This window comes from Streptomyces sp. NPDC058576, from assembly GCF_042718715.1.
GTDB lineage: Bacteria > Actinomycetota > Actinomycetes > Streptomycetales > Streptomycetaceae > Streptomyces.
Window position 1 is genome coordinate 182,604 of record NZ_JBHXPF010000003.1, and the last position, 21,412, is coordinate 204,015.

Below are 21,412 nucleotides of genomic sequence, written 5' to 3' on the forward strand. Positions count from 1 at the left end.
TGTGCGGCCCTCCCCAGGAGCGGGATTCCCGAGGCCGCGTCGGGAACACGACAGAGGAGAGCGGGTGCACGCACCCCTACGGATGCCCGGCCACTGGTACGACGAACTGGCCGGCGGCGGCGGGTCGATGGAGGCCGTCGGCTTCCTCGCGCAGGGTGAGCGGTCCCGACGCCTCCTCCTGATCGGGGAGTTGCTGAGCCGGCTGGAGGAGCGGCCCACCCTGCTCGGCCCCGCCGACCTCGGCGCCATCTGGCGGACCGTGGAACAGTCCGAGGCACGCAAGCCGGGCTCCGCCGAGGAGTTGCTGCTCAGCCCACAGGTGGGCAGCTGGCTCGCCCACACCCTGCGCCGCCTGCACGGCGCCTCCTGCGGCCCTCCGCTCTGGGTGGACGCCGGGCACCTGGCCGCCGTCGCCCTGGTGGCCGCGCTGCGCGCCGGGACGGACGCCGACCTCGTCCTGCCCGCCAGAGAGGGAGCGGTACCCCTGCCGACGCTCGGTCTCGCCCGGCTGCCGGGCATCCCGCTGCTGGGCTTTCAGCCGGTCCACGCGCGCGTGCGGGAAGGGGGGCTGCTGCTCACTCCGACCGTACGGGGCACGGGGGCGATCGCCCTGGCCCTGCGCCCGCTCACCGCACCGCAGAGCGCCCTGTGGTGGCCGACGCACCGGCTGCCGGTCCGGCAGGGCGGTCCCGAGGTCGCCCTCGACGACACCGACCCCTACCGCGACCTCGACAGCCCGATCCCGCCCCGTCGGCTCACCCCACGCGAACTCGCCACCTGGCAGCGGCTGTTCGCCGAGGCTGTCGCGCTGCTCGACCCCGGGCGATCCTCTGCCGCCGGCTCCGGCGCCCCGCCTGGTTCCGGCCCCGACACCGACCGCGGCCCCGGCACGCTCCGCCCCGAGGAGATCAGGCGCATCGTGCCCTGGCCCGGACGGCTGCCGGACGGCCCCGTCGAGGGGCTCAGCGCCTCCACCGCGGACGCGTTCGGCTCCATGGTCGTCGCCGAGCCGCCGAACGGCGCGGCCCTCGCGGAGACGATGGTCCACGAGTTCCAGCACAGCAAACTCGGCGCGCTGCTCCACCTCTTCGCGATGCTCGACGACGACCGTACGGAGGAGCACTACGCCCCGTGGCGCCCGGACCCGCGCCATCTGCCGGGCCTTCTCCACGGTGCGTACGCCTTCGTCGGCGTCGCGGGATTCTGGCGGGACCGGATCGGGGACCGGGCCGCCGATCCGCTGGACCTGGCGCCCTTCCGCTTCGCGCTCCGCCGCATCCAGACCCGTACGGTCCTGCGGACCCTCGCGACCCGCGCGACGCTCACCGGGCCCGGCCGCCGACTGGTCGCCGGGCTCACCTGCACCGTCGACGGCTGGCTGCGCGAGCCGGTGGACGGGCCGGCAGTGGCGCGGGCCCGTGCGGCGGCGGCCGGCCACCGGGCCGAGTGGCGGCTGCGCCATCTGCGCTGCGCGGACGAGGAGCGTGCCGGGCTGGCGGCGGCGGTGCGCTCCGGGACGCCGCTCCCGTCTCCCCGGCCTCCCCGGCTCGTCCCGGCGGAGGAGCGCACCCACTGGCGGGACGTACGGGGAGCGCTCTACCTCCGCCCCGACGCGGCGGCGGACACCGCGGCGGGCCGCGCCGACGTCCTGCTGGTCCACGGTGAGGCCGCATCCGCCCGGGAGGCGTACCGGGAGCAAGGGTCACACGCCCCGGGAGACCCGCATCTGCTGGCGGGCTGGCTGCTGGCGCACACCGCGCTCCACCCCGGCCACCGGCGGCTCCTCGCCCGCCCGGAGCGGTTCGCCGCCGCGGTCCAGGGGGAGGGGCCGGAGGTGTGGGAGCACGCGGCGCGGCGGCTCGCGGCCCCCCATCGCCTGCCTGACCAGCACCGGACCGTCCTGTAAGGAGCTCGGCAAGCGCCCGGCCGGGCCCGCCGCGCGTGAGGCGCATCACTCTGCGTGAAATTCTCGGCATACATTCCGCCGAACCGGGGAGGGGTCCAGGCCGCTGGTGCGGCCGTACCCGGTTCACCGCGCAGCACGCCCCGGCCGAACCGGAGGGGGCATTTCAGGCACGGAAGGCGAAAAACGACATGTCGGCGCTCAACACCATCCACATCGACGGCACCTGGCGGGCCGCCGTATCGGGCGAGACCCGCACGGTCCTCGACCCCGCCGACGCCACCGTCCTGGCCATCGTCGCGGAGGGCGGCGTGTCGGACACCGACGCGGCGATCGCGGCGGCGCGGCGCGCCTTCGACGACGGCCCCTGGCCGCACAAGCCCGTCGCCGAGCGGGCCGGGCTGCTGCGCCGGGTCGCCGAGCTGCTCCAGCGGGACCGCGAGGAGATCGCGATCACCGAGAGCCGCGACACCGGCAAGACCCTGGAGGAGGGCCGGGTCGACGTCGACGACGTCACCAACGCCTTCCGCTACTTCGCCGACCTCGTGATGAACGAGAGCGGCGGCCGGGTCGTCGACGCGGGCGACCCCGACGTCCACAGCATCGTCGTCCACGAGCCCGTCGGCGTCTGCGCCCTGATCGCCCCCTGGAACTACCCCCTCCTCCAGGCCAGCTGGAAGATAGCCCCGGCCCTCGCCGCCGGCAACACCTTCGTGCTCAAGCCCAGCGAGGTCACCCCGCTCTCCACCGTCCACCTGATCAAGCTGCTCTCCGAGGCGGGACTCCCCGACGGCGCGGCCAACCTGGTCACCGGCGCGGGCGACCCGGTGGGCGCCCGCCTCTCCGAGCACCCGGACGTCGACCTGGTCTCCTTCACCGGCGGACTCGCCAGCGGTACGAAGGTGGCCCAGGCCGCCGCGCCGACCGTGAAGAAGGTCGCCCTGGAGCTCGGCGGCAAGAACCCCAACGTGGTCTTCGCCGACGCCTGCGCCACCGACGAGGGCTTCGACACCGCCGTCGACCAGGCGCTGAACGCCGCGTTCTTCCACAGCGGCCAGGTCTGCTCCGCCGGGGCCCGACTGATCGTCCAGGACTCGGTCAGCGAGCGGTTCGTCACCGAGCTGGCCCGCCGCGCCGACGCCATCCGCCTCGGCCGGGGCACCCTCGACGGCGTGGAGTGCGGACCGCTCGTCTCCGCCCAGCAGCTCGCCAAGGTCGAGGCGTACGTCGCCTCCGCCCGCGAGGAGGGCGCGATCGTCCGGGCCGGCGGCGAACGCCCGACGCCCAGCGACGTACGGCCCGAAGGCGGCTACTTCTACCGGCCGACCGTCCTGGACGGCTGCCACCGCGAGATGAAGGTGGTCCGCGAGGAGACCTTCGGCCCGATTCTCACCGTCGAGACCTTCCGCACCGAGGAAGAGGCCATCACGCTGGCCAACGACACCGACTACGGTCTCGCGGGCGCGGTCTGGACGACGGACGCGGGCCGGGCCCGCCGGGTCGCCGGACGGCTGCGCCACGGCACCGTCTGGATCAACGACTACCACCCCTACCTCCCGCAGGCCGAGTGGGGCGGCTTCGGGAAGTCCGGCACGGGGCGCGAGCTCGGCCCGACGGGGCTCGCCGAGTACCGCGAGTCCAAGCACATCTACCAGAACCTCAACCCGCGCCCCCAGCGCTGGTTCGCCGGCTGACGCCTGCGGGGGCCCCGGAAGCACTCAACCCCGGGGCCCCGCCCGGCTGTTCGCAGCACCACGTACACGCACGAACCTTGCAGAAGGAGCAGTGACCGATGCCTTCCACCCCCCGCAGCACCGCAGTCCCCGACGGCCCCGTGGCCGACTACGTGATCGTCGGCGGCGGCACCGCCGGATCGGTCATCGCCTCCCGGCTCACCGAGGACCCCGACGTCACCGTCACGGTCATCGAGGGCGGCCCCACCGACATCGACCGCGACGACGTGCTGACCCTGCGCCGCTGGCTCGGCCTCCTCGGCGGCGACCTCGACTACGACTACCCCACCACCGAGCAGCCGCGCGGCAACAGCCACATCCGGCACAGCCGGGCCCGCGTCCTCGGCGGCTGCTCCTCGCACAACACGCTGATCAGCTTCAAGCCGCTGCCCGGCGACTGGGACGAGTGGGCCGAGGCGGGCGCCGAAGGCTGGCACGCGGCCGCGATGGACCCCTACTTCGCCAAGCTGCGCAACAACATCGTCCCGGTCGACGAGAAGGACCGCAACGCCATCGCCCGCGACTTCGTCGACGCCGCCCAGGAGGCGGCCGGGGTCCCGCGCGTGGACAGCTTCAACAGCAAGCCGTTCCACGAGGGCGTCGGCTTCTTCGACCTCGCCTACCACCCCGAGAACAACAAGCGCTCCTCCGCCTCGGTCGCCTACCTCCACCCGCACATCGAGGCCGGCGACCGCCCGAACCTCCGCATCCTGCTGGAGACATGGGCGTACCGGCTGGAGTTCGACGGCACCCGCGCCACCGGCGTACACGTCCGCCGAGCGGACGGCGAGGAGACCCTGCTGCGCGCCGCCCGCGAGGTCATCGTCTGCGCGGGCGCGGTGGACACGCCCCGGCTGCTGCTGCACTCCGGGATCGGGCCGCGCGCGGACCTGGAAGCACTGGGCATCGACGTTCGCCACGACCTTCCGGGCGTCGGCGAGAACCTGCTCGACCACCCCGAGTCCGTCATCGTCTGGGAGACCGACGGGCCCATCCCGGAGAACTCCGCGATGGACTCCGACGCGGGACTCTTCGTCCGCCGCGACCCCGGATCCCGGGGCCCGGACCTGATGTTCCACTTCTACCAGATCCCGTTCACCGACAACCCGGAGCGGCTCGGCTACGAGAAGCCCGAGCACGGGGTGTCGATGACGCCGAACATCCCCAAGCCGCGCAGCCGGGGCCGTCTCTACCTCACCAGCGCCGACCCCGAGGTCAAGCCGGCGCTGGACTTCCGGTACTTCACCGACGAGGACGACCACGACGGCCGCACCCTGGTCGACGGCATCAAGCTCGCCCGCGAGATCGCGCGCACCGAGCCGCTGGCCCACTGGCTCAAGCGCGAGGTGTGCCCCGGACCCGAGGTCACCTCGGACGAGGACATCAGCGAGTACGCCCGCAAGGTCGCCCACACCGTCTACCACCCGGCCGGCACCTGCAAGATGGGCGCTACGGGCGACCAGGAGGCCGTCGTGGACCCGCAGTTGCGTATCCGGGGCCTGGAGGGCATCCGGATCGCCGACGCGTCCGTCTTCCCGACCATGCCCGCCGTGAACCCGATGATCGGGGTCCTCATGGTCGGCGAGAAGTGCGCCGAACTCCTCGCGGACCGGGCGCGTGACACCGCGTCGCCCGCCGGAACCAGCACCAGCACCGGAGGCGATGCCCGATGACCGGAACCGAGACCCTCAAGGCCGCCGAGCCCGCCGAGAACGCGGGGGCCACCGGGACCGACGAGAACGCGGTGTTCTCCGTACGCAACCTCTGGAAGGTCTTCGGCCCCAAGGCCGACCGGATCCCCGGCAGCGAGCACGCGGCTCTCCCGCCCGCCGAACTGCGCGAGGCCACCGGCTGCACCGCCGCCGTGCGCGACGTCTCCTTCGATGTCCGCAAGGGCGAGGTGTTCGTCGTCATGGGCCTGTCGGGCTCCGGCAAGTCGACCCTCGTGCGCTGTCTCACCCGGCTCATCGAGCCGACCAGCGGCACCCTCGCCATCGACGGCGAGGACGTCCTCGCGATGGACCGGGCCCGACTGCGCGAACTGCGCCGTCACCGCGCCGCGATGGTCTTCCAGCACTTCGGACTCCTGCCGCACCGCACGGTGCTGGACAACGTCGCCTACGGTCTGGAGATCCAGGGCCTGAGCAAGGCCGAACGCCGGTCAAAGGCAGCGGAGTTGGTGGAGAAGGTCGGCCTCGCCGGTCTGGAGGACCGCCGCCCCTCCCAGCTCTCCGGCGGCCAGCAGCAGCGCGTCGGCCTCGCCCGCGCGCTCGCCGTCGACCCGTCCGTCCTCCTCTTCGACGAGCCGTTCAGCGCGCTGGACCCGCTGATCCGCCGCGAGATGCAGGACGAAGTGGTCCGCCTCCACCGCGAGGAGGGCCGCACCATGGTCTTCATCACCCATGACCTCAGCGAGGCGCTGCGCCTGGGCACCCGGATCGCGCTCATGCGCGACGGCGGAATCGTCCAGCTCGGCACCCCCGAGGAGATCGTGGGCTCGCCCGCCGACGACTACGTCCGCGAGTTCGTCCGCGACGTGCCGCGCGAGCAGGTCCTCACCGTCGCCACCGCCATGCGGCCCGCCCTCGCCGGGGAGAGCGAGCGCGGCCCGGCCGTGCGCCCCGAGGCCACCGTGTACGAGGCCATCGAGGCGGTCTCCCGCTCCGGCGACCCCGTCGCCCGGGTGATGGACGGCGGCCGGCTCGTCGGCGTCGTCGACCACGCGTGCCTGCTCGACGTCGTGGCCGGGACAGCCGGACCCGCCGGATCGCCCACGACGACGTCCGCGTCGGCTGCCTCCGCGTCCGGGGCGCCCGACGCGCCGGACGGCTCCCGCGAGGTGACCCTCTGATGGCCACCGCCCAGGCCACCTCGGCCCGCCCCGCCGCCGCGGGCGCGCGCCGGGGGCCGCTGGCCGCCCTCCGCGACCGCCCCGCCGTCGCGAAGCTCCTGCTGCTCGCGCTCGTCGCCGCCGTCGTCGTGCCCGTCGTGCACGGCCGCTGGGGCGGCGGGATCTGGCCCGACGCGCTGACCGCCGACCTCTCCGCCCCGCTCGGCGAGGTCACGGACTGGATCGTTTCCAACCGCGACAGCCACCCGCTCTTCCTCTACTTCTTGGGCCACATCAGCAACGCCGTCGTGCTCTCCGTGCGCGGCGTCTACCTGGTCCTCCTGGCCCTCGGCTGGGCCGGCGTCACCGTGTTCGCCGCCGCCGTCGCCTGGCGCGTCGCGGGCATCCGCCTCGCGCTCACGGCGGCCGTGTCGTTCCTGCTCTGCGGGCTGCTCGGCATGTGGGTGCCGACGATGCAGACGCTCGCGCTGATGATCGTCGCCGTCCTCGCCTCCGTCGTGCTGGGGCTGCTCCTCGGCCTCGCGGCCGGGCTCTCGGACCGGGTGTTCCGCATCCTGCGCCCGGTGCTCGACACCATGCAGGTGCTGCCCGCCTTCGCGTATCTGCTGCCGGTGGTGCTGGTGTTCGGCATCGGCGTCCCCGGAGCCGTCCTCGCCACCGTCGTGTACGCGGCTCCGCCGATGGCCCGGCTCACCGCGCTCGGCCTGCGCGGCGCGGACGGCGGCGTCATGGAGGCCGTCGCCTCGCTCGGCGCGACCGGCCGGCAGCGGCTGCTCAGCGCCCGGCTCCCGCTGGCCCGCAAGGAACTCCTCCTCGGCCTCAACCAGACCATCATGATGGCGCTCTCCATGGCCGTCATCGCCTCCGTGATCGGTGCGGGCGGCCTCGGCGACCGGGTCTACCAGGCCCTGTCCTCCGTGGACGTCGGCGCCGCGCTCGCCGCGGGCATCCCGATCGTGCTGCTGGCCGTCGTGCTGGACCGTACGACGGAGGCGGCCGGCCGCCGCATCGGCGCCGAGCCCACCGGCCCGGCCCTGCTGCGCGGCCTGCGCGGCTGGTCCCTGGCCGCCGTGATCACCGCGGCCGTCGCCGTCGTCGGACGGGCCACCGACGGCCAGGTCTGGCCCGACGACATGACCGTGGCCATCGCCGGACCGGTCAACACCGCCAAGGACTGGATGGTCGACCACCTCTACACCGGGGTGCCCGTCGTCGGCGGCACCGCCGACCTCGCCGCCCACTTCACCAGCGGCGTCCTCAACCCGCTGCGCAGCGGGCTCACCGGCCTGCCCTGGTGGTCGGTGCTGCTGATCGTCGCCGCCCTCGCCTGGACCATCGGCACCTGGCGCACCGCCGCCACCGCCGTCCTCGCCATGGCCGCGATCGGCGTGCTCGGTGTGTGGGAGCCCTCGATGGACACCCTCAGCCAGGTGCTCGCCGCCGTGGCCGTCACCCTGGTCATCGGCTTCGGCGTCGCCGTCGGCGCGGCCCGCAGCGAGCGCCTGGAGAAGCTGCTGCGACCGGTCCTGGACGTCTTCCAGACCATGCCGCAGTTCGTCTACCTGATCCCCGTCGTCGCCCTCTTCGGCGTCGGCCGCGCCCCCGCCGCCGCTGCCGCGGTCGTCTACGCGCTGCCCGCCGTCATCCGCATCACCACCCAGGGGCTGCGGGGCGTCGACCCGGCGGCGATGGAGTGCGCCCGCTCGCTCGGCGCGACCCCGGGCCAGCAACTGCGCCAGGTCCAGATCCCGCTCGCCAGGCCCTCCCTGCTGCTCGCCGTCAACCAGGCGGTCGTCCTGGTCCTCGCCGTCGTCATCATCGGCGGACTCGTCGGCTCCGGCGCACTCGGTTACGAGGTCGTCCTCGGCCTCGCCCAGGGCGACCTGGCCACCGGCCTCGTCGCCGGAGCGGCGATCGTCTGCCTGGGCCTGATGCTCGACCGGGTCACCCAGCCCACCACCCGCCGCCAGCGACAGGAGAGCTGAGATGAACCGCTCCCGCACCCGCCTGCTCGTGGCGCTCGCCTCGGCCGGGGCCCTGCTCGCCACGGCCGGCTGCGGCGCCGCCGACATGACCAAGCAGGCTTCCCCCTTCGCGGCCCCGGCCGGGGTCAAGACGGTCACCCTCTCGGTCCAGTCCTGGGTCGGCGCCCAGGCGAACGTCGCCGTGGCCGAGCAGCTCCTCAAGGACGAGCTCGGCTACCGCGTCGACCTCGTCCAGACCGACGAGGTCCCCGCCTGGGACGCCCTGAGCCAGGGCCGCGTCGACGCGATCCTGGAGGACTGGGGCCACCCGGACCAGGAGAAGCTGTACATCGACGAGAAGAAGACCATCGTCCGGGGCGGCGACCTCGGCGTCACCGGGCACATCGGCTGGTACGTGCCGAAGTACTGGGCGGACGAGAACCCGGACGTCACGGACTGGAAGAACCTCGACAAGTACGCGGACGAGCTGAAGACCGCCGAGAGCGGCGGCAAGGGCCAGCTGATGGACGGCTCGCCGTCCTACGTCACCAACGACGTGGCCCTGGTGAAGAACCTCGACCTCGACTACAAGGTCGTCTTCGCCGGCTCCGAGGCGGCGCAGATCACCCAGATCCAGCAGTTCGCCAAGGAGAAGAAGCCCTTCCTCAGCTACTGGTACCAGCCGCAGTGGCTGTTCAACGAGGTGCCGATGGTCGAGGTGAAGCTCCCCGAGTACACGGACGCGTGCGCCGCCAAGGACCCGGCGGACATCGACTGCGCGTACCCGACGACGCCGCTGCAGAAGTTCCTCAACGCCGACTTCGCCGAGCGCGGCGGGGACGCGTCCGCGTTCCTGAAGAAGTTCCACTGGTCGGAGAAGGACCAGAACGAGGTGTCCGAGATGATCGCCTCGCAGAAGCTCACGCCCCAGGAGGCGGCGAAGCGCTGGATCGAGCGTCACCCGGACGTCTGGAAGAAGTGGCTGGCCAAGGGCTGACCGTCCGGTGCCCGGCGCCTCGGGAGAACGGCCCGGCGCACGGCCCGTCCTGAGAACCGTCCGGTGCCCGGCCCCTCGTGAGAGGCGCCGGGCACCGGTGGCGTCTCGGCCGTCCCGCTACCGCGCCCGGACCGTCGCCAGGACATCGCGGTCCGGCTGGAGCGTCAGGCCCGTCGCCGGCGTGATCTCGCCCGGGTCGACGTCCAGCGTGAAGCGGCGGGCCAACACGGCCAGCAGGAGGACGGACTCCACCATCGCGAAGCGCGTACCGATGCAGACCCGGGGCCCGCCGCCGAACGGGAACCACGCGTACTCCGGGATCTCGTCGCCGCCCTCCGCGTCCCAGCGCTCCGGCCGGAACTCCTCCGGCTCGGGGAACCACCGCGCGTCGCGGTGCGTGGCCCACTGGCTGCTCCACACCCGGGTCCCCTCCTCGATGGGCAGGCCCCCGATCGTCGCCCCTTCCTTCGCGACGCCGGTGATCAGCCAGACCGCCGGGTACAGCCGCAGGGTCTCCTTCACCACGGCCTGGGCGTACGTCAGCTGGGCGTAGTCCTCGAAGCCGGGCTCGCGGTCGCCGAGCACCCGGTCCAGCTCCTCGGCGAGCGTGTCGCGGACCCGGGGGTTGCGGGCGAGCAGATACCACGCCCACACCAGCGTCGTACTCGTCGTCTCGTGACCGCCGATGTAGAGCGTGACCGCCTCGTCGCGGATCTCGTCGTCGCTGAGGTGCGTCCCGCTCTCGTCGACGGCGGTGAGCAACCGGCTGAGCAGATCCGGGCGTTCCTCCTCGCCGTCCCGGTGCCGGGCGACGACCCGGCCCACCTCGGCGTCGATGACGGCGGCGGCCTTCCTGATGCGCGCCCGGCCCGGCGTCGGCACCCAGTCGGGGAGCAGTGCGCCGAGCCCGGCGAACTCCTTGCCGATCTCCATCTGGGCGACGTCCATCGCCCGGCCCATCGCCTCGGAGTCCGCCGGGGTGTCCACCCCGAAGATCGTGCGCACGGCGATCTCCTGCGTCAGCGCGGCCATCTCCCGCTTGACGTCGACCTGTTGGCCGTCCGACCAGCGGTCCGCCAGCTCCACCGCGCAGTCGGCCATCGTGGCCGCGTACGACTTCACCTGCTTGGGCCGCACCGAGGGCTGCACCAGCGAGCGCTTCCGCCGCCAGTCCCGGCCCCGCGCCACGATCATCCCGTTGCCCAGCACCGTGCGGAACGCGATACCGAGCTTCGGCTGGTCGAAGGTGTGCTCCGTCTCGGTGAGCAACTCGCCTATGCAGTCGGGGTCGGCGAGGAACACGCACCGGTTGCGGCCGAACCGCCAGCGCACCATGTCCCCCCGCCCGCGCAGGAGTTCGAAGAACGCGAGAGGGTTCTTCCCGAACTGCGGCAGATTCCCCACCAGCGGCAGCCCCTTGGGCCCCGGGGTGAACGCATGGCCGCGAGGCTGGGCGTCGAGCGCCGGGCCGGTCTGCGTGGACATCGAAGGACTCCGCTCCCTGGGGCGCGCCACTGCCGGCGCGCAATCGTTCGAGCCCCATCGAACAGGATGGGGGCGGCACTCCACCAGGGCACCGGCGGGGCGTGGCCGGAAGCCGTCATCAGCCCTACGGAATAACCGAGTTGTCGCTGACCCGCGACACCGCGCACCTCTGCGTGTTTACTGCGCCGCCTTCCGCCGCTGCTCCGGGTGCGCAGCCTGGCCGGGGCACCACGACGATCTGGACGTCGTCCTCGTACACGACCCTGCCGGGATCGGTCGACTCCAGTCGCTCGCACGGCACCCCGTGCGCGGCCAGCAGCGCGAGATAGCCCGGGATCCGGTCCAGCAGGTGGGTCGCCGACGTCTTGAACCAGGCGGCGGCCCCCGGATTCACGCCGGGGTCGTACACCGCCGGGTCGACGAGCGAGGGATCGGTGTAAGCGGCGTCGTACCAGTCGTTGCCGGCTCGCCAGAAGCGGTGCTGCTCCGCGGTCAGACGGCCCTCCCGCGCCAGTCCGTTGGCCAGCCCGAAGATCCCGGTGAAGACGCCCCGCCGATCGCGCTCGGTGCTCTGGAACCGTACGTACGTCGTCGTCGCGCTCATCCCGTCTCCTCCGCCGCGCCCGGTGAAGGGTCCAGCGTAGGTCCGGGTCCGACCGTAGGGGTCAGAGGCCGACGATCAGCTGGATGCAGACGATCTTGACCAGGATGGCGAGCGCGAACAGCGTCGAGTAGCCGTTGTTGATCCGGCTGTCGCTCGCCCGGCTGTTGGCGTACGCCACGATCGCCGGGTTGCCGACATAGCCCGACAGCAGCCCCATGGTCCGCTCCCGGCTCTGCCCCAGCGCCTTCGCGACCAGGACCATCAGGGTGTAGCTGACGACCGCGCCGATCGCCAGGACCGCCACCAGCTTCAGCCCGAACAGCGAGAAGGCGTTCTCGCGGAACGCGTAGCCCGAGGTGAGTCCCACGACGGCGAGGAAGAGCAGCAGCCCGATCTGGCGCAGGGTCAGGTTGGCCCGGGTCGGCAGGGTCCAGACGAGCGGTCCGGTGCGCCGCTGCCGGCCGAGGAGCATGCCCATCACCAGCGGCCCGGCCCCCGTGCCCAGGGCGAGCGTGGTGGACCCCAGGGTGAGGGAGGGGATGCCGATGAGGAAGCCCAGTGCGAGACCGAGGCCCAGACTGACCGCGCTGACCTCGCTCACCTTCGCCTCGGTGTCCCCGAGGTACGCGGTGACCTCGCCCGTCCGTTCGCGCGGCATGACCACCCGCACCCGGTCATCCAGCTGGAGCAGCAGATCGTCGTGGGCGAGCATGTCGAAGTCGCCGCGCCGCACCCGGCTGACGAGGGCCCCGTACGTCTCGCCGAGCCCCAGCTCGGCGACGGTGCGCCCGGCCAGGTCCGGGTTGGTGAGCAGGACCCGCCGGTAGTCCACCGCACTGCGGTCGTCCAGCAGATGGCTCGGCGCGAGGGCCCCGAGCGCGTCCGTCGCCGCCCGTACGTCGTCCTCGCCGCCGACCAGGACGACCTGGTCGGCGGGGGAGAGGCGGTCCAGTTCCCGGGCGACCCGGGTGACGCCGGCGGCGGGACGGTACTCACTGGCCAGCACCCGGTGCGCGGCGGCGCCGGGAACGTCCGCCCAGCGCAGCTCCCGGGCCACCTGGACCGTACGGGTGACGAGTGCGGACGGCAGCCCCGAGTCCGGGTCCCGGCGGGCGGTCCAGCGGCGGCGGGCCGCGATCGCCGAGACGAACAGGATCGTGATGACGACGGCGAGCGGGTAGCCGATCGCGTAGCCCACGGCGGGCTGCGTCGGGTCCTCGGAGGCCTCCTGGGCGGCGGCGAGGCCCGGGGTGGTGGTCCCGATGCCCGCGTAGCCGCCCGCGAGGAACGGCCCGTCGATGCCGAACCCGCTGTGCCCGACGTATCCGACCACCGCGGCGGTGAGCGCCAGGGCCACCACGGATCCGGCCATCACGGGGAGCTGGCCGCGCAGTTCACGGAAGAACGCGGGGCCCGACTCCAGGCCGACGGTGTACACGTACAGCGCCAGGCCCAGCGCCGAGACCCCGGCCGGTACGGCGGCGGCGATGTCCTCGTCCAGCGCCCCGACGAGGAGGCCGGCGAACAGGACCCCGGCCGCGCCGAGCCGGACCGGGCCGAAACGCGCCATGCCGAGCAGGGAGCCGACCGCGATCACGGCGAACACCGCCACCCACGGGTTGTCCGCGAAGAACTGCCACACCGGCCGTGCCTCCCCGACCTCGAAGATCCGCCCCTCGTCGGGGGCCAGGATCTTCGAGGTCCGGGGCGGCCGCCACTCGGCGGAGCGCCGGTGGGACCGTCAGACGCCCTGCGGCGCTTCGGCCGGGGGGATGCATCCCGCCTGCCGGCGCCGACCGCTGGAACCGGCACAGTGAGGACGTCATCGCGCTGCTGCGTGAAGGGGGCGACGTGACGGCGGCGGCTGCCGGTCGCGGCCGGGGGCTGGTGGGCCTGCCCTAGGGGGCGCCCGGCGCCGCACGGGTGAACGCGCCGGCCGCGGCGGCCAGGGCCGCCGTGTTCGCGGCGTCGGCGGGCATCCCCGGATCGGGCGCGGTCCGCAGGAGTACCAGCTGATGGTAGAGCGGCGCGGTGGCGGCGATCAGCAACCGCCGGGCGTCCGTGTGCGGCGGGAGTTCGCCGCGTTCGACGGCGCGCTCGACGACGGCCTCGCAGCGTGCGTACCGGTCCTCCCACAGCCGCTGCTGGGCGTCGGCCGCCCGCGTGGAGCGGAACGAGGCCGCCATCAGGGCCTGGGGGATCGACGGCCGTACGACCAGGGAGTCCTGGATCTGCTGGTTGAGGGCCGTCAGATCGCCGCGCAGGGAGCCCGTGTCCGGTGGCGCCCAGTCGTCCTCGCCCGCCGCGTCGAGAACGTCGGCGAGCAGGCCGCCCACGTCCTGCCAGCGCCGGTACACCGTCGCCCGGTGCACGCCGGCGCGGGCCGCGACACCCTCCACCGTGAGCCCCTCGTAGCCGTGTTCGCCGAGTTCGGTGCGGACCGCGTCGAGCACCTGGGCCCGGATGCGCGCGGTGCGGCCGCCCGGCCGGCGGTCCGGCGGGCTGTCCGGCGGCGGGGTCATCGGTAATCCGGTTGCCCGGTGGCGGTGGTCATGGCACCATCTTAAAGCAACAGTTGTCGCACTAGTGGAGTCGCCGATGTTCTTCCGAAGCTTTCCCCCGGCCTCGCGGTCCACCGCCACCGCTTCGTCCACGACAGCTTCGGAGTCGCCCGTATGCCTACCCAGATCACCGCACTCGCCGTCAGCAAGGCCTTCGACGGCAGGCCCGTTCTCGACTCCGTGACCTGCTCGCTCGCGAAGGGCGAGCGCACCGGCATCGTCGGCGAGAACGGGTCCGGCAAGACCACCCTGCTGCGGTTGCTCGCCGGGCGGGAGAGCCCCGACCAGGGGCGGATCGTCGTGCGGGCCGACGGCGGCGTCGGCTACCTCGCCCAGGACGAGCACCTGCCGGCCGATATGACGGCGCAGCAGGTGATCGACCGGGCGCTGGGCGATCTCCGTGCCATCGAAGCCCGGATGCGCCGCCTAGAGGCGGCGATGGCCGACGGCGACGAGCCGGCGATCGACGCGTACGGCGAGGCCGTCGCGGCCTTCGAGCTGCGCGGCGGCTACGACGCCGACGCCCGGCTGGAGCGAGCCCTGCACGGACTCGGTCTGCGGCAGGTGGACCGTGCCTCGGCCATGGGGGAGCTCTCCGGCGGCGAGCGGGCCCGGCTGCGTCTCGCCGCGGTGCTGGCGGCGGCCCCCGAGGTGCTGCTCCTCGACGAGCCGACCAACCATCTGGACGAGGCCGCCCTGAGCTGGCTGGAGGAACACCTGCGAAGCCGACGGGGCACCACCGTGGTCGTCTCCCACGACCGGCGTTTCCTCGAACAGGTCGCCACGAGCCTTCTGGAGGTGGACGGAGACCGGCACGGCGTCGTCCGGTACGGCAACGGCTACGCCGGCTACCTCGCGGAGAAGGCGGCGGCGCGCCGGCGCTGGGTCCAGCACCACGAGCGGTGGCGCGAGCAGGTCGACCGGACGCGGGACTCGATCGCGGGCACCGCCCGGCGGGTTGCCCCCGGCCGGCCGATGAAGGACGGCGACAAGCTCTCCTACAACCAGGCGGGCGCCCGCGTGCAGCAGTCCTTGGCCGCCCGCGTCCGCAACGCCGAGGAACGGCTGCACCGCCTGCTGGCCCAACCGGTCCCGGCCCCTCCGGACCCGCTGAGCTTCGCGCCCGTGCTGCGCGCCGGACAGCGGCACGGCACCGTGCTCGACGCCCTCGGAGTCGTGGTCGACGGCCGGCTCGACCCGATCGACCTGACGGTCCGGGCGGGCGAGCACCTGCTGATCACGGGCGCGAACGGCGCGGGCAAGAGCACCCTGCTGCGCGTCCTCGCCGACGATCTGCCCCCCGATCGCGGGCAGGTCATCAGGCGCGGCCGGATCGGCTTCCTCCCGCAGGACCCGGCACCCGGTTCGGCGCACGAGACCCTGCTGGCCGCCTACGCCCGGGGCCTGCCGGGGGAGGCGGACGAACACGCCGAACGGCTCCTGAGCCTCGGGCTGTTCGACCGCACCCGCCTGTCGGTGCCCGTCGCACGGCTCTCCACCGGCCAGCGGCAGCGGCTCGCCCTGGCGCGGCTGGTCGACCGGCCCGCCGACGTCCTGCTGCTCGACGAGCCCACCAACCACCTCTCGCCCGCCCTCGCCGAGGAACTGGAGGCCGCCCTGGCCGGTTTCGCGGGCACCGTCGTCCTCGTCAGCCACGACCGGTCGCTCCGGCGGCGCTGGCGAGGCACTCAGCTGGCCCTGCGGGCCGCCCGCGTGCCCGCGCTCAGGGACTGAGACGTCCTCCGGTCTTCCTCCGCACCCCTACCCGAAGCGAGTGATCACTCTTGTCCCGCCTGTCCCGACGCCGCTCCCACATCGCGATGATCGGCGCCCCGATCGTCAGCCACGTCCTGCCCGGCCTCGGCATCATCCGTGAGCTGGTGGCCCGCGGCCACCGGGTCACCTACGCCAACGACCCGGCCAGAGCGGACCTGATCAAGGCCACCGGCGCCGACTTCGTCCCCTGCACCACACTGCTGCCGGTCGCCGACAACAACTGGCCCGCCGATCCCGTCGCCGCGATGAACCTCTTCCTCGACGATGCCGTCCAGGCGCTGCCCCAGTTGCGCACCGCCTACGACCACGATCCGGCGGACCTGTACCTCTACGACATCGGCGCCTACGCCGCACGCGCCCTCGCCGAATCGCAGGGACGGCCCCTCATGCAGCTGTCCCCGACGTTCGTCGCCTGGGAGGGGTACGAGAACGACGTCGCGGCGCACCTGCGGGCACTGCCCGGCGCCACCGCGTACCGGGAGAAGTTCGCGCACTGGCTCGCCGGCTGCGGAGCGGCCACCCTCGACGTGGACGCCTTCTCCGGCCCTCCCGCGCGGGCCCTCGCGCTGATCCCCAGGGCCATGCAGCCCAACGCCGACAAGGTCGACAGCGAGACGGTGACCTTCGTCGGACCCTGCTTCGACGCCCGCGCCGACTCCGACCGGTGGACCCGGCCGGAGGGCGCGGAGAACGTCCTGCTGGTCTCCCTCGGCTCGGCGTACACCCACCGGCCGGATTTCTACCGCCAGTGCATCGCGGCGTACGGGAACCTGCCCGGCTGGCATGTCGTGCTCCAGATCGGCAAGTACACCGACCCGCGCGAGCTCGGCGACATCCCGCCCAACGTCGAGCTGCACTCCTGGGTCCCGCAGCGGGCGATTCTGGAACAGGCGGACGCCTTCGTCACCCACGCCGGAATGGGCGGCTGCGGCGACGGACTCCTCGCGGGCGTCCCGATGATCGCCGTACCCCAGGGTGCCGAACAGTTCATGAACGCGGACCGGCTGGTGGAGCTGGGGGTGGCCCGCCGCATCGACACCCCGGACGCCACGGCCGAGACCCTGCGAGCGGCCCTGGGCGAACTGGTCGCCGACCCCGAAACCGCCCGCCGGTCCGCACAGTTGCGCGCCGAGGCCCGGAGCGAGGGCGGCATCCCGCGCGCCGTCGGCCTCATCGAGGACATGCTCGCCCCCGGGGGTGTCAGGGACCACCGAGCAGAGGACCGGACGCGCGCCCGAGGACCGAGGTGACCCGCCCCCAGGTCTCCGTGTCCCGTTCCACCGGCGGCAGCTGACGGTCCGTCCCCGACGCCTGCCAGGCGGTCGCCAGCGCCACCGGGTCACCCCCGCCCGCGGCCGAGGCGGCGAGTGCCGCCGCGCCGAGGGCGACCAGCTCCCCGCTGCCCGGGATGACGAGCGGGCGGCCGGAGAGCCGGCGCACCGTCTCCACCCACATCCGGCCCTGGGCCCCGCCGCCGATCAGGCGCAGCGGGCGGGCGGCCACCTCGGGTGCGTCCGGATCGAGGCCACAGGCCGCCAGCAGCTCGTCCATGGCCCGCAGTACGGTGACGGCCGCGCCCTCGTAGGCCGCGCCCAGCAGTTGCCGCCCGGTCGTGTCGTGGCGCAGCCCGGTCAGCAGGCCGGAGGCGGTCGGCAGGTCGGGGGTCCGTTCGCCGTCCAGGTACGGGAGGAGGACCGCCTCGCCGCCGGGCGCCGCGTCCTCGCGGTCCAGGCCGAGCAGGGCGGCCACCTTGTCCACGGCGAGCGTGCAGTTGAGGGTGCAGGCCAGCGGGAGGTACGTACCGTCGGCGGCGGCGAACCCGTTCAGCGCGGTGGACGCGGGCCGGGTGCGGGACGCGGCGAACACCGTGCCGGAGGTGCCGAGGCTGAGGGCCGGGTGGTCCAACAGGCCCTCGCCGCCCAGCCCGAGGCCGACGGCGGCGCTCATGTTGTCGCCGGTGCCGGCCGCCACCGCGATCCCCGCGGGCAGCCCGAGCGCCTGCGCCGCCGCTTCGGTGAGGGAGCCGATCCGGGTGGCCCCGGTGGGCGCGACCTCCGGCAGCAGGGCCGCGTCGAGGCCGAGGAGCTCCAGCAGTTCGGGGTCGTAGCCGCCGGTCGCCGTCGAGAACCATCCGCTGCCCGAGGCGTCCCCCGGGTCGGTGGCGGCGACTCCCGCGAGGCGCTCGGTCAGGAAGTCGTGGGGGAGCCGGACCCCCGCCGCGTTCGCGGCGCTCGCGGGGTCGCTCTCGCGCAGCCACTGCCACTTGGAGGCGGTGATGGACGCCACCGGTACGGATCCGGTCCGCGCCGTCCAGGCCCCGGGACCGCCGAGCGCCGCGGTGAGCGCGGCGGCCTGCGGCGCGGAGCGGGTGTCGTTCCACAGGAGCGCGGGGCGCAGCGGCCGGCCCGCGCGGTCGAGCACGACGAGCCCGTGCTGCTGCCCCGCCACCGCGATGCCGGTGACCGAGCGGGCGGGGAGGCCGGACTCCTTCAGCCCGGCTGCCACCGCCTCGCACAGGGCCTGCCACCAGATCTCCGGATCGCTCATCCGGGCCCCGGCCTCGCCGGTGACCACGTGCGGCGCGCGCCCCACGGCGAGCTGCTCGCCGGTCCCGGCGTCGATGAAGGCGGCTTTGGTGGACTGGGTCGAACTGTCCACGCCGATGACGACGGCGGGTGACGGCATGAGGAGCCTCTTTCGCGCTGCGGGTGCGGTCAACGGATCCGGGTCGACGGGTGCTGATCATTGGGCTGCGGCACGAACAAATTACGGGATGCGTGGCCCTCTGCACAGGGGGCCGATAGCGCTCCGTCCGGCAGGGGGGTTCCGTGCCCGGGGTGCCGTGTGCTTGATTAGTCATGACACTGAACAAATAGGGGTGCCAGGCTCGTCGCCGGGCGTCCCGACGGCAGGCGAAGGCGGTCGGACCATGACGGAACGCTTCACCCCCACCCCGGAGGACAAGTTCAGTTTCGGTCTGTGGACCGTGGGCTGGCAGGGCCGGGACCCCTTCGGCGACGCGACCCGCGCGGCCATCGACCCCGTCGAGTCGGTGCGGCGGCTCGCGGAGCTGGGCGCCTGGGGCGTGACCTTCCACGACGACGACCTGATCCCCTTCGGCGCGCCGGAGACCGAGCGCGAGAGGATCGTCAAGCGCTTCCGGCAGGCCGTCGACAGCAGCGGACTCGTCGTGCCCATGGTGACGACGAACCTCTTCACCCACCCCGTCTTCAAGGACGGCGGGTTCACCGCCAACGACCGGGACGTACGCCGCTACGCACTCCGCAAGACCCTGCGCAACATCGACCTCGCCGTCGAGCTGGGCGCCACCACCTTCGTGGCCTGGGGCGGCCGTGAGGGCGCGGAATCCGGTGGAGCCAAGGACGTACGCCTCGCCCTCCACCGGATGAAGGAAGCCTTCGACCTGCTCGGCGAGTACGTCACCGAGCAGGGCTACGACCTCCGCTTCGCCATCGAGCCCAAGCCCAACGAGCCGCGCGGCGACATCCTGCTGCCCACCATCGGCCACGCCCTGGCCTTCATCGAGCGCCTGGAGCGCCCCGAGCTGGTCGGCGTCAACCCCGAGACCGGGCACGAGCAGATGGCCGGGCTCAACTTCCCGCACGGCATCGCCCAGGCCATGTGGGCGGACAAGCTCTTCCACATCGACCTCAACGGCCAGTCCGGCATCAAGTACGACCAGGACCTGCGCTTCGGCGCGGGCGACCTGCGCCAGGCGTTCTGGCTCGTCGACCTGCTGGAGAGCGGCTACGAAGGCCCGCGCCACTTCGACTTCAAGCCCCCGCGCACCGAGGACTACGACGGCGTCTGGGCCTCGGCGGCGGGCTGTATGCGCAACTACCTCATCCTCAAGGAGCGGGCCGCCGCCTTCCGCGCCGACCCCGACGTGCGGGCTGCCCTGCGCGCGTCCCGCCTGGACGAACTGGCACGCCCCACCGCCGGCGAGGGCCTGGCGAGCCTGCTCGCCGACCGCACCGCGTACGAGGACTTCGACGTGGACGCCGCCGCGGCACGCGGTATGGCCTTCGAGGCGCTGGACCAGCTCGCCATGGACCACCTGCTCGCCGTCCGCTGACGCGATGGGTGAGCCGGGGCGCCCGGCCCCGGCTCACCCGCCCGACGGCTCCGCGTACGCCACCGGATCGTTCAGCACGTCCTGCACCACGAGCGCCGCCGCGCCCCGCGCCGCGTCGCCCGCCACCGACGAGGCCCGGAGCCGGCCGCTGCCGGGGGACCAGAGCCCCGACACCACCCGGCCCGTCAGCTCCTCGTCGGCGGGCGGCGCCAGCCACGGCATCAGGCCCCGGTAGATCCCGCCGAGCACCACCGCGTCCGGGTCGATGAGATTCACCGCCCCCGACAGCACCCGGCCCAGCATCCGCCCCGCCTCACCGATCGCGGTCACCGCACCCGGGTCCCCGGCCTCCGCACGCCGCTCCAGCTCCAGCACCCCCGAGGCGCCGCCGAGGGCGTCGATTCCGGCCGCCCGCAGCAGCGCCGCCTGTCCGGCGTACTGCTCCAGGCACCCCCGTGACCCGCACCGGCACTCCGGCCCCGCCGGGTCCACCACCACATGGCCGATCTCCCCCGCGAAACCGTGGGCGCCGCGCAGCAGTTCGCCGTTCAGGACGAGTGCGCCGCCGACCCCGATCTCCCCGGTCAGATACAGGAAGCTGCGCACGTCCTGGAGGCCGCCGAACCACAGCTCGGCCAGCGCCGCGAGATTGGCCTCGTTCTCCGAGGCGACCGGCAGCGCCGGGTGGCCGGGGCTCAGGGCGGCCAGGGCGTCGCCGAACAGCGCCTGCGCCGGGACCTCGTTCCAGCCGAGGTTGGGCGCCTGCCGCACCGACCCCCCGGAGACGAGACCCGGCAGCGCCAGGGCCGCGCCCACCGGCCGCAACTCCTGCTCGTACGCCGACTCCAGGGTCCGCGCGGCGATCCGGGCAGCCCGGGCCAGGGCCTCCTCGGCGGGTGCGCCCCGGTTGTCGAGGTGCTCGGTCTGCCGGACCCGGCCGGTCCCCGCCAGGTCCACCACACAGACCGAGACGTAATCGATGTTGATCTCCACACCGAGCCCGGCAGGACCGGTGCGGGCCACCTTGAGCGCGGTGCCGGGACGGCCGGCCTGACCGCTGAACGTCTTGCCCGACTCGGTGAGGAACCCGCTGTCCATCAGCTGCTCGACGAGCGAGGACACCGCGGCCCGGGTCAGCCCGACCCGGGCGGCCACCCCGGCCCGGGTCGCGTCGCCGCGCTCGCCCTCGTCCCGCACGGCGCGCAGTACCAGGCTCAGATTGTGCCGTCGCACGGTGTCCTTGTCGGCCTTGGGCCCCAGCGGAGTGAGGATGCTCTTCATATCGTCGCCGAGCCTATGCGATGGGCGGTCACGGCAGGGGGCGGCCGCGGGGGGGGCGGGGCCCCCCCCCCCCCCCCCGGCCCGGGCCGGGGGGTTTTAAAAAAAAACAACCCCCCCCACCCCGCGAAGATTGGGTTTGGGGGGGGGGGGGGGTAGATGAG

The 21,412-nt window shown here is 73.5% G+C and carries 15 protein-coding genes; 9 read left to right on the plus strand and 6 right to left on the minus strand.

Annotated elements, in window-relative coordinates; translation table 11 throughout:
- Positions 1 to 64: 64 nt before the first annotated feature.
- The 6 genes from ACFWRV_RS03800 to ACFWRV_RS03825 all read left to right on the plus strand — a co-directional run bounded on the left by ACFWRV_RS03800 (position 65) and on the right by ACFWRV_RS03825 (position 9,448).
- Positions 65 to 1,906, plus strand: a complete 1,842-nt coding sequence (locus tag ACFWRV_RS03800) for an HEXXH motif domain-containing protein (RefSeq protein ID WP_384327685.1) — start codon at positions 65 to 67, stop codon at positions 1,904 to 1,906.
- A 188-nt stretch (positions 1,907 to 2,094) separates the two neighbouring features.
- A complete protein-coding gene (locus ACFWRV_RS03805) occupies positions 2,095 to 3,597 on the plus strand; it encodes an aldehyde dehydrogenase family protein (RefSeq protein WP_384327688.1) in 1,503 nt (500 codons plus the stop codon).
- Between the two features lie 98 nt (positions 3,598 to 3,695).
- Positions 3,696 to 5,309, plus strand: coding sequence for a GMC family oxidoreductase (locus tag ACFWRV_RS03810; RefSeq protein WP_384327691.1), 1,614 nt, complete (start codon positions 3,696 to 3,698; stop codon positions 5,307 to 5,309).
- On the plus strand, positions 5,306 to 6,487 hold the full coding sequence (locus ACFWRV_RS03815; RefSeq protein ID WP_384327694.1) for a glycine betaine/L-proline ABC transporter ATP-binding protein: 1,182 nt from the start codon (positions 5,306 to 5,308) through the stop codon (positions 6,485 to 6,487). Before ACFWRV_RS03810 ends, ACFWRV_RS03815 begins: the two co-directional genes overlap by 4 nt.
- Positions 6,487 to 8,472, plus strand: coding sequence for an ABC transporter permease (locus tag ACFWRV_RS03820; protein ID WP_384327697.1), 1,986 nt, complete (start codon positions 6,487 to 6,489; stop codon positions 8,470 to 8,472). The genes ACFWRV_RS03815 and ACFWRV_RS03820 overlap by 1 nt, the downstream gene beginning before the upstream one ends.
- 1 nt (position 8,473) lies before the next feature.
- Positions 8,474 to 9,448 carry an ABC transporter substrate-binding protein gene (locus ACFWRV_RS03825; RefSeq protein ID WP_384327700.1) on the plus strand — a complete coding sequence of 325 codons (975 nt, stop codon included), beginning with the start codon at positions 8,474 to 8,476 and terminating at the stop codon, positions 9,446 to 9,448.
- A 117-nt stretch (positions 9,449 to 9,565) separates the two neighbouring features.
- Here ACFWRV_RS03825 and ACFWRV_RS03830 read toward each other — a convergent pair whose 3' ends face one another.
- The 4 genes from ACFWRV_RS03830 to ACFWRV_RS03845 form a co-directional block, all read right to left on the minus strand.
- Positions 9,566 to 10,933 (minus strand): cytochrome P450, encoded by a 1,368-nt coding sequence (locus tag ACFWRV_RS03830; protein WP_384327703.1) that lies wholly within the window; start codon positions 10,931 to 10,933, stop codon positions 9,566 to 9,568.
- Positions 10,934 to 11,057: 124 nt separating this feature from the next.
- Positions 11,058 to 11,537, minus strand: a complete 480-nt coding sequence (locus ACFWRV_RS03835; RefSeq protein ID WP_384327706.1) for a hypothetical protein — start codon at positions 11,535 to 11,537, stop codon at positions 11,058 to 11,060.
- Positions 11,538 to 11,598: 61 nt separating this feature from the next.
- Positions 11,599 to 13,179: an aspartate:alanine exchanger family transporter gene (locus ACFWRV_RS03840; RefSeq protein WP_384327709.1), complete on the minus strand. Its 1,581-nt coding sequence runs from the start codon at positions 13,177 to 13,179 to the stop codon at positions 11,599 to 11,601.
- Between the two features lie 256 nt (positions 13,180 to 13,435).
- On the minus strand, positions 13,436 to 14,059 hold the full coding sequence (locus tag ACFWRV_RS03845; RefSeq protein ID WP_384327712.1) for a TetR/AcrR family transcriptional regulator: 624 nt from the start codon (positions 14,057 to 14,059) through the stop codon (positions 13,436 to 13,438).
- 153 nt (positions 14,060 to 14,212) lie between these two features.
- On the opposite strand from ACFWRV_RS03845, the gene abc-f reads away from it, so the two are divergent.
- Both abc-f and ACFWRV_RS03855 read left to right on the plus strand, forming a co-directional pair.
- Positions 14,213 to 15,832, plus strand: a complete 1,620-nt coding sequence (gene abc-f / locus ACFWRV_RS03850; protein ID WP_384327715.1) for a ribosomal protection-like ABC-F family protein — start codon at positions 14,213 to 14,215, stop codon at positions 15,830 to 15,832.
- Between the two features lie 86 nt (positions 15,833 to 15,918).
- Positions 15,919 to 17,124 carry a macrolide family glycosyltransferase gene (locus tag ACFWRV_RS03855; RefSeq protein WP_384327995.1) on the plus strand — a complete coding sequence of 402 codons (1,206 nt, stop codon included), beginning with the start codon at positions 15,919 to 15,921 and terminating at the stop codon, positions 17,122 to 17,124.
- Here ACFWRV_RS03855 and xylB read toward each other — a convergent pair.
- Positions 17,075 to 18,559 carry a xylulokinase gene (gene xylB, locus ACFWRV_RS03860; protein WP_384327718.1) on the minus strand — a complete coding sequence of 495 codons (1,485 nt, stop codon included), beginning with the start codon at positions 18,557 to 18,559 and terminating at the stop codon, positions 17,075 to 17,077. The two genes, ACFWRV_RS03855 and xylB, sit on opposite strands and share 50 nt — an antisense overlap.
- Positions 18,560 to 18,803: 244 nt before the next feature.
- Between xylB and xylA the strand changes: the two genes are divergently transcribed.
- Positions 18,804 to 19,970 (plus strand): xylose isomerase, encoded by a 1,167-nt coding sequence (gene xylA / locus ACFWRV_RS03865; protein WP_384327721.1) that lies wholly within the window; start codon positions 18,804 to 18,806, stop codon positions 19,968 to 19,970.
- Positions 19,971 to 20,003: 33 nt separating this feature from the next.
- Here the strand turns inward: xylA and ACFWRV_RS03870 are convergent, their stop codons facing one another.
- Complete coding sequence (locus ACFWRV_RS03870; RefSeq protein WP_384327724.1) at positions 20,004 to 21,251, minus strand: ROK family protein; 1,248 nt, start codon at positions 21,249 to 21,251, stop codon at positions 20,004 to 20,006.
- Positions 21,252 to 21,412 lie beyond the last annotated feature (161 nt).

Bases quoted from the DNA above. Each gene is read 5' to 3' on its own strand.
- xylB (WP_384327718.1), bottom strand. From the start codon at position 18,559: ATGCCGTCACCCGCCGTCGTCATCGGCGTGGACAGTTCGACCCAGTCC.
- abc-f (WP_384327715.1), top strand. From the start codon at position 14,213: ATGCCTACCCAGATCACCGCACTCGCCGTCAGCAAGGCCTTCGACGGC.
- ACFWRV_RS03825 (WP_384327700.1), top strand. From the start codon at position 8,474: ATGAACCGCTCCCGCACCCGCCTGCTCGTGGCGCTCGCCTCGGCCGGG.
- xylA (WP_384327721.1), top strand. From the start codon at position 18,804: ATGACGGAACGCTTCACCCCCACCCCGGAGGACAAGTTCAGTTTCGGT.
- ACFWRV_RS03870 (WP_384327724.1), bottom strand. From the start codon at position 21,251: ATGAAGAGCATCCTCACTCCGCTGGGGCCCAAGGCCGACAAGGACACC.
- ACFWRV_RS03835 (WP_384327706.1), bottom strand. From the start codon at position 11,537: ATGAGCGCGACGACGACGTACGTACGGTTCCAGAGCACCGAGCGCGAT.
- ACFWRV_RS03815 (WP_384327694.1), top strand. From the start codon at position 5,306: ATGACCGGAACCGAGACCCTCAAGGCCGCCGAGCCCGCCGAGAACGCG.
- ACFWRV_RS03830 (WP_384327703.1), bottom strand. From the start codon at position 10,933: ATGTCCACGCAGACCGGCCCGGCGCTCGACGCCCAGCCTCGCGGCCAT.
- ACFWRV_RS03805 (WP_384327688.1), top strand. From the start codon at position 2,095: ATGTCGGCGCTCAACACCATCCACATCGACGGCACCTGGCGGGCCGCC.
- ACFWRV_RS03820 (WP_384327697.1), top strand. From the start codon at position 6,487: ATGGCCACCGCCCAGGCCACCTCGGCCCGCCCCGCCGCCGCGGGCGCG.
- ACFWRV_RS03845 (WP_384327712.1), bottom strand. From the start codon at position 14,059: ATGACCCCGCCGCCGGACAGCCCGCCGGACCGCCGGCCGGGCGGCCGC.
- ACFWRV_RS03855 (WP_384327995.1), top strand. From the start codon at position 15,919: ATGATCGGCGCCCCGATCGTCAGCCACGTCCTGCCCGGCCTCGGCATC.
- ACFWRV_RS03810 (WP_384327691.1), top strand. From the start codon at position 3,696: ATGCCTTCCACCCCCCGCAGCACCGCAGTCCCCGACGGCCCCGTGGCC.